At 67.3% G+C, this 7,242-nt stretch carries 9 protein-coding genes and 1 tRNA gene; 5 read left to right on the top strand and 5 right to left on the bottom strand.

Annotated elements, in window-relative coordinates:
• On the top strand, window positions 1–383 hold a 383-nt coding region (locus SRAH_RS12165), incomplete at its 5' end, for a DUF4351 domain-containing protein (protein ID WP_149028978.1).
• 48 nt (window positions 384–431) lie between these two features.
• A complete protein-coding gene (locus SRAH_RS10575) occupies window positions 432–1,097 on the top strand; it encodes an SCO family protein (RefSeq protein WP_045477241.1) in 666 nt (221 codons plus the stop codon).
• Between the two features lie 28 nt (window positions 1,098–1,125).
• Here the strand turns inward: SRAH_RS10575 and SRAH_RS10570 are convergent, their stop codons facing one another.
• A complete protein-coding gene (locus tag SRAH_RS10570; protein ID WP_029463312.1) occupies window positions 1,126–2,160 on the bottom strand; it encodes a CDP-6-deoxy-delta-3,4-glucoseen reductase in 1,035 nt (344 codons plus the stop codon).
• 70 nt (window positions 2,161–2,230) lie between these two features.
• Between SRAH_RS10570 and SRAH_RS10565 the strand changes: the two genes are divergently transcribed.
• Window positions 2,231–3,208 carry an NAD-dependent epimerase/dehydratase family protein gene (locus SRAH_RS10565; protein ID WP_029463311.1) on the top strand — a complete coding sequence of 326 codons (978 nt, stop codon included), beginning with the start codon at window positions 2,231–2,233 and terminating at the stop codon, window positions 3,206–3,208.
• 33 nt (window positions 3,209–3,241) lie between these two features.
• On the opposite strand, the gene SRAH_RS10560 is transcribed toward SRAH_RS10565, so the two are convergent.
• Together SRAH_RS10560 and SRAH_RS10555 are read right to left on the bottom strand one after the other, a co-directional pair.
• Window positions 3,242–4,246 (bottom strand): calcium/sodium antiporter, encoded by a 1,005-nt coding sequence (locus SRAH_RS10560; RefSeq protein ID WP_232841043.1) that lies wholly within the window; start codon window positions 4,244–4,246, stop codon window positions 3,242–3,244.
• 67 nt (window positions 4,247–4,313) lie between these two features.
• Window positions 4,314–4,401 (bottom strand) — tRNA-Leu (locus SRAH_RS10555).
• 70 nt (window positions 4,402–4,471) lie between these two features.
• Here SRAH_RS10555 and cysM point away from each other — a divergent pair.
• Both cysM and SRAH_RS10545 read left to right on the top strand, forming a co-directional pair.
• The gene (cysM, locus tag SRAH_RS10550) at window positions 4,472–5,491 is read left to right on the top strand and encodes a cysteine synthase CysM (protein WP_082210176.1); all 1,020 of its coding nucleotides are present in this window, start codon (window positions 4,472–4,474) and stop codon (window positions 5,489–5,491) included.
• 96 nt (window positions 5,492–5,587) lie between these two features.
• The gene (locus tag SRAH_RS10545) at window positions 5,588–5,815 is read left to right on the top strand and encodes a sulfurtransferase TusA family protein (RefSeq protein ID WP_029463308.1); all 228 of its coding nucleotides are present in this window, start codon (window positions 5,588–5,590) and stop codon (window positions 5,813–5,815) included.
• A 28-nt stretch (window positions 5,816–5,843) separates the two neighbouring features.
• On the opposite strand, the gene SRAH_RS10540 is transcribed toward SRAH_RS10545, so the two are convergent.
• Window positions 5,844–6,365 (bottom strand): DsrE family protein, encoded by a 522-nt coding sequence (locus SRAH_RS10540; protein WP_029463307.1) that lies wholly within the window; start codon window positions 6,363–6,365, stop codon window positions 5,844–5,846.
• A 165-nt stretch (window positions 6,366–6,530) separates the two neighbouring features.
• Window positions 6,531–7,242 (bottom strand): class I tRNA ligase family protein (locus tag SRAH_RS10535; protein ID WP_029463306.1); only part of this gene is annotated, 712 nt, incomplete at its 5' end.

Raw genomic sequence — 7,242 nt, 5'->3', positions numbered from 1 at the left:
TGATCGAATGGCTGCGCCACCGCAGCGGCCACACCTTGCCCCAACTGTCCGAACTGGCCCAAACCGACAACCTGCTGGAGATCACCCACATGCTCGAAACCAATATTAAACGCCTGATCAAGCGCGCCGCCGCTGAAGCGGCCGCCGAAGCGGCTGCGCAAGCCGCCGCGCAGGCCATGGCCGAGGGTAGGCTCGAAGGCAAGCTCGAAGGCAAGCTCGAAGGCGAAGCCGCGCTTCTTGAGCGCTTGATCGCCCGGCGCTTTGGCCCTATCACACCGAGCACCCGCCTGCGGCTAGACAGCGCAACGGCCGTGCAGTTGGAGGCGTGGGCCGACCGCATACTCGATGCGCGCACGCTGGCCGAGGTTTTTGTTGATCATTGATGATCGGCGCAAGATAACCGCGGCCTGCTTGATCTGAAGCCGCAAAGCATGTCTGAAATCGCCCCCAAACCCTCTGCCGCCAAGCCATCTGCCATCGCAGCCTTGCGGCGCCGCCCCCTGCTGCAAGGCGCTGCGGCGCTGGGTGCGCTTGGCTTGTGGGGCAGCTTGGCCGCCTGCAGCCCGCGCTCGCCTTTTGCCGGCATCGACATCACCGGGGCCAACTACGCCACCGGTTTCGACCTCACCGACCACAACGGGCATCGGCGCACGCTGGCCGATTTTCGGGGCCAGGTGGTGGTGATGTTCTTTGGCTTCGTGCATTGCCCCGATGTGTGCCCGACCAGCATGGGCAATTTGGCGCAGGCCCGGCGCCTGCTGGGCGAGCAGGCCGATCGCCTGCAGGTGCTGTTTGTGAGCTTGGACCCGGCGCGCGACACGCCCGAGGTCATGCGCGCCTACATGGCGGCGTTCGACCCCACTTTTTTGGCGCTCTACACCCCAGAAGCCGAGCTGCCCGCGCTGGCTCGTTCGTTTCGGGTCTATTTCAAAAAGGTCGAGGGCCGCACCCCCGGCAGCTACACCATTGATCATTCAGCGGGCAAATACCTGTTTGACCCCCAGGGCCGGGTGCGCCTGCACCACGCGTTTGGCAGCCCGGCCGAGGCCATCGCCGCCGACGTGCGGCTGCTGCTGGCCGAAACGCCGCCACGCTGAACGGTGCAACCGGCAGCGCGGCAGCGCTTCAAGCCCCGAGCTTGTCCAGCGCCGAGGTAAAGGCGTCGGCGTAGAACTCGTCGGCAGGCAAACCGGCGGCCGCAAAATCGCGCTGCGCGGCCTGCACCATCACCGGGGCCCCGCAGGCGTAGACTTGGTGCCCGCTCAAATCCGGGAAGTCTTGCAGCACCGCCCGGTGCACGAAGCCGCTGCGCCCGCTCCAGCCGTCTTCGGGCAGCGCGTCCGACACCACCGGCACGTAGCGCAGCATGGGCATGTCGGCGCACTGGGCGGCGATCCAGTCGTTCAGATACAGGTCGCTCGGGCGGCGCACGCCCCAGTAGAGGGTGGTGGGGCGCTCGATGTTTTTGAAGCGCAGGTGTTCGATCAGCGCCTTGATGGGCGCCATGCCGGTGCCCGAGGCCAGCAAAATCATGGGCTTGTTGCTGCCTTCGCGCAGGTAAAAACCGCCGTGCGGGCCTTCGATACGCAAAATTTCTTTCTCTTTCATGGCCCCGAACACGTGGTCGGTGAACAGGCCGCCGGGCAGGTGGCGGATGTGCAGCTCCAGCCCCGGCGCCAGGGCCTGGAAGTGCGGCGCATTGGCCATCGAGTAGCTGCGCCGGCTGCCGTCGCGCAGCAGCACATCGACGTACTGGCCGGCGTGGTAGCCCAAGGCGTCGCTGGCGGGCAGTTGCAGGTGCAGGATCATCACGTCGGGCGTGGCGCGCTGCAAGCGGCTGACGCGCACCGGCAGGCGCTTGACAGGGAAGGCGTCGGCGGCGCCAACCTGGCGCGACTCCAGCCGCAGGTCGCTTTGCGCATGGGCGCGGCAGGCCAGGATCAGCCCGGCACTGGCCTCTTGCTCCGACAAAGCCTTGGCCTGATAGGGGTCGTGCAGCACCTCGCCTTGCAGTTTTTTGCATTTGCAACTGCCGCAGGCGCCGTCTTGGCAGCCGTAGGGCAGGGGCACGCCTTGGCGGATGGCGGCGGCGAGCAGGGTTTCGTCGGGCTGAGCGCTAAACTGGCGTCCGCTGGGATCGATGGTGATGGTGTAAGTCATGCGGGCACGGTTCCTGTGGTGTGGCCGGTGGCAGCCTAAACCCTGCATTTTCTCAAATTGGAATTCGCTCATGGCTTTTTTGGGGGCATTGCCCGCGCGCTTTCGGCGCGAACGGATGTTGATCGTGGGCTGCGGCGACGTGGGCTTGCGCTGCGCCGCGCTGCTGGGGGGTGGGCAAGGGCATGGGCTAAGCCAAGGGCCCGGGCAAGGGCGGGTGCGCCTGCTGGCGCTCACCTCTTCGCCGCAGCGCCTGCCCGAGCTGCGACTGGCCGGCCTCACCCCCTTGCTGGGCGACCTGGACCGCCTCGAAACCTTGGCGCGGCTGGCTGGCCTGGCTACGCGGGTGCTGCACCTGGCCCCACCACCGGGTGCAATGGACGGCCCGGGGGCCGTGGGTGGGTCGGGTGGCCTAGACCCGCGCAGCCGCGCCTTGGCGCAAGCGCTTGGGCGGCGCAGCGCACCGCGCAAGCTGGTCTATGGCTCCACCTCCGGGGTCTATGGCGACTGCGCCGGGGCTGGCGTGAGCGAGACCCGCGTGCCACAGCCCAGCACGGCGCGGGCGCAGCGGCGGCTCGACGCCGAGCGCACCTGGCGCGACTGGGGTCGCTGGCGCGGGGTGGATGTGTCGCTGCTGCGCATTCCGGGCATCTACGGCGGCGGCCGCCCCGGCGGTGTCCAGGCGCGCTTGCTGCGCCGCACTCCGGTGCTGTGCCCCGAAGACGATGTGTACACCAACCACATCCACGCCGACGACTTGGCCCGGGCCTGCCTGCGCGCCCTTTGGTGCCGCGCCCCGCAGCGCGCCTTCAACGTCAGCGACGACACCGATCTGCGCATGGGCGATTACTTCGACCTTGCCGCCGATCTGTACGGGCTGGAGCGCCCGCCGCGCCTGACGCGGCAGCAGGCCGAGCAGCAGTTGTCGCCTGTGCTGCTCTCATTTATGAGCGAATCGCGCCGCCTGCACAACCAGCGCCTGCAGCGCGAGTTGCGCCTGGTGCTGCGCTACCCGACGGTGCGGCAGGGGCTGCAAAGCCAAGCAGGCTAAGCAGGGTAGGGCGGCCCGGGCTGTGGCTGGTGCTTAACTCGGCCCTGGCGCCAAGCTGGTGCTGAGCAAAAACAGCGTATAGCCCACGAACGTGAGCAGCAGCGCGGCCCCGCTCCAGCGCGAAATCTGCCCCGGCTGGCCCCGGCGCTGGCGCGCCAGCACGAACAGGGCCAGCGTGAGCGCGCCCATCACCAGCAAATCGCGGCTGAGCACCTCGGGTTCGGCGGCTAGCGGGTGGATGGCGCCCGCCAGCCCCACCACCGCCAGCGTGTTGAACAGGTTCGAGCCCAAGATGTTGCCTATGGCCAGATCGTGCTCTTTTTTGCGCGCCGCCGCAATGCACGAGGCCAGTTCCGGCAGCGAGGTGCCCACCGCCACCACCGTGAGCCCGATCACCAGCTCACTCACCCCCAGCCCTTGCGCCGCCAGCACCGCCCCCCAGACCAGCAGGCGCGAGCTGGCAATGAGCAGCAACAGACCCGCGGCCAGCCAGATCCAAGCCAAGCGCACCGTGGCCAAGGTATGGGCGCCCAGCTCGGCCTGCGTCTCTGTGCCCAGCGTGTCGTTGCCCGAGCGCAGGCTGTGCCAGACCGACCAGCCCATGATTGCGGCAAAGGTGAGCAGCAGCACGGCGGCGTCGAGCCGGCTGATGTGCAAGTCCCACAGCAGCGCCACCGACAACAGCGTCACGCCCGCCAGCAGCGGCAGCTCTTTGCGCAATATGCCCGACTGCACCACGATCGGGCTGATCAGGGCCGTGATGCCCAAGATGAGGGCGATGTTGGCGATGTTGGAGCCGTAGGCGTTGCCCAGCGCGATGCCGGGGCTGCCTTCGAGCGCCGAAATGGCCGAGACCGTCAGCTCTGGGGCCGAGGTGCCAAAGCCGATGATCACCACCCCGATCAGCAGCGGCGGCAGCGCATAGTGGCGCGCCACGGTGGCGGCGGCGTCGATGAACTTGTCGGCCGACCAGACCAAAACCACGAGGCCGACGACGATGGCCAGCATGGGCATCAGCAAAGGCAATGCGGCGGACATGCGACAACTCCCCAAGATGAAAAATCAAAAGAAAAGGCAACATCTTGTGGATGCTGCCTTTGCATTTTGGTGCCGGGGGCCGGACTCGAACCGGCACGGAGGGTTACTCCGGCAGATTTTGAATCTGCTGCGTCTACCAATTTCGCCACTCCGGCACTGGAGTAGCCTCGAATTATGGCACAGTATGGGCCATTGAGCGGCCCACATTCCCGGAAAAATCTTGCCATGCCCCGTGCCACCCCCTCCCCATCCGGCCCCAAGGCCGACGCCCCACAGCGCAGCCCCAAGCCACGCAGCCCAAAGCCGCGCAGCGCCAAACAGCCCAGTGCGCCCAGCGCCCCACGCCACTACCCCGGCATTGAGGCCACGGTGGGCAACACCCCGCTGGTGGCGTTGCAGCGCATCGAGGCCGAGGCCAACCGCGCGCGCGGCAACGTGGTGCTGGGCAAGCTCGAAGGCAACAACCCGGCCGGTTCGGTGAAAGACCGCCCCGCGCTGTCCATGATCCAGCGCGCCCAGGAGCGCGGTGAAATCCGCCCCGGCGACACGCTGATCGAGGCCACCTCGGGCAACACCGGCATTGCGCTGGCCATGGCAGCGGCGATCAAGGGCTACCGCATGCTGCTGATCATGCCCGAAGACCTCTCGATCGAGCGCGCCCAGACCATGAAGGCCTTTGGCGCCGAGCTCATCCTCACGCCCAAGAGCGGCGGCATGGAGTACGCGCGCGATCTGGCCGAAAAAATGCAGCGCGAAGGCAAGGGCCGGGTGCTGGACCAGTTCGCCAACCCCGACAACCCGCGCATCCACTACGAGAGCACCGGCCCCGAGCTGTGGCAGCAAACCGGCGGGCAGATCACCCACTTTGTGAGCGCCATGGGCACCACCGGCACCATCACCGGCGTGTCGCGCTACCTCAAGGAGCGCAACCCCAAGGTGCGCATCATCGGGGCGCAGCCCAGCGAGGGCTCGCGCATTCCGGGCATCCGCAAGTGGCCAACGGAGTATCTGCCCAAGATCTACGACCCGGCGCAGGTCGATGAGCTGGTGTACGTGAGTCAGGCCGAGGCCGAGCAGATGTGCCGCCGGCTGGCGCGCGAGGAGGGCATTTTTGCCGGCATCTCGGCTGCCGGGGCCTGCTGGGTGGCGCTGCAACTGGCGGCCACGGTGCAAAACGCCACCATCGCCTTCGTGGTCTGCGACCGCGGCGACCGCTACCTCTCGACCGGGGTGTTTCCGGCTTGAGCGGCACGCGTGGCAGTGGCCGGGCGGCTTTTCTTGGCGCTGTCAGCAGCGCTTAAGCTGCCGGCATACAATTGCACCAAAGGCGAAAATACCCCCATGAATGTTGACCGAGAACTCGATGTGCGCGGCCTGAACTGCCCGCTGCCCATACTCAAAGCCAAGAAGGCGCTGGCCGAAATGAGCAGTGGCCAAACGCTGAAGGTGGTCGCCACCGACTCTGGCTCGGTGCGCGATTTTCAGGCCTTTGCCAAGCAGACCGGCAACGAGCTGGTCGAGCAGCAGGGCGCCGGCCCGGAATACATTTCGGTGCTGCGGCGGCGCTGAGGGCCGGCCGGCGTGCGGGCGTTCGCCCTCACTCGATCTTGATGTAAGCAAAGCCCTGCTCGTTTTGCAGCTCGGCAATGCGCACCACCCCAGAAGGCACCCGTTCCACGCCCGCGTAGAGCCGGCTTGGGTCGAGGTTGACTTGGGCGCGCGTGATCTCGCACAACTCCAGCTTGACCCGGTGCACCTGGTGCAGCGCCAGCAGGCGGCCGCGCAGGTTTTCGCGCTGCTGCGCCAAGGCGGCGTCTTGGGCAAAGGGGGTGCCGGTGAGCGGGTCGTCGGTCAAAAAACGAATGCCATGCGAGTGAAAGACGATGCGCACGTCGAAGTCGATCATTTCGTTGGTGTAGTGGGTGACCATGAAATTGATGCTGGTGAGCATGGAGCTGAAGCGGCGCGGGTCGGAAAAATCGGCGTGATAGACCACTTTGGCCTGGCGCTCGCTGGCTTGGGCTGGCTGAGGTGCGAGCAGGGCGGTGCCCAGTGCCAGCAGCAGCAGAGTCCAAAGGCGAAAGCGGGCAGCGGCCCAAGGCAGTGAGTTCCGGTTCATAGGGGCTTTCTGGTGGGGGCGTGGCACCGCAGCGTGCGGCTTGGGCAGAGTGGGTGACAGGCTTGGGCTTGCAGGCTGCGGCGGCCGCCGCTTAAGGGGGCTGCTTGCACTGTACGCCAAGGCCTGGCTGCCTGCAAGTTGGGGCTTATACGGGCATGCAGGGGCTCAACCCAAGCGCTGCAACTGCGTGCGCAGCTTATCGAGCGTGGCGGCAAAATCGGCCAGCCGCTTGTGCTCTTGCTCCAGCACCGCCGCTGGGGCCTTGGCGACGAAGGCCGGGTTGTCGAGCTTGGCGCGTGCCTTGGCGCGCTCGCCCTCCAGCCGCGCCACTTCTTTTTCCAGCCGCGCTTTTTCGGCCGCCACATCGACCGCCATGAACAAGCACAGCCGCACCGCGCCCCGCACCGCCACTGGCGCGGCCCCGGCCGCCTGGCCCCAAGCGGCTTCGTCGGCAAACAGCCGCACCTCGCTGAGCTTGGCCAGCGCTTGCAACACCGGGGCCAGTTGCTGCAACTGCGCGGCCGCGCCACCGGTATCTGTGGCATCGGCCAGCGCGTACAAGGGCAGGCGCTGAGCGGGTGAGACGCCCATTTCGCCGCGCAGGGTGCGGCAGGCATCGACCCAGGCCTTGAGCTGCGCCACTTGGGCTTCGGCTTGGGCATCGATGCGCTCGGGCTGCGCCAGCGGGTAGGGCGCCACGCTGATGGAGGCGCTGGCGGCAGGTGCGCCGCTGGAGTCGAGCGGCCAGCGCCCGGCCACCGGGGCCACTTTTTGCCACAGCTCTTCGGTGATGAAGGGGATGATGGGGTGCGCCAGCCGCAGCAGCGTCTCTAGGCTGCGGATGAGGGTGCGGCGGGTGGCGCGCTGCTGCGCCGGG

Origin of the sequence: Serpentinimonas barnesii (assembly GCF_000696225.1) — a bacterium.
In the GTDB taxonomy this organism is placed as follows: Bacteria; Pseudomonadota; Gammaproteobacteria; order Burkholderiales; family Burkholderiaceae_C; genus Serpentinimonas; species Serpentinimonas barnesii.
Note: the sequence above shows the minus strand (reverse complement) of the source record. Positions and strands in the feature narration are given on the sequence as shown.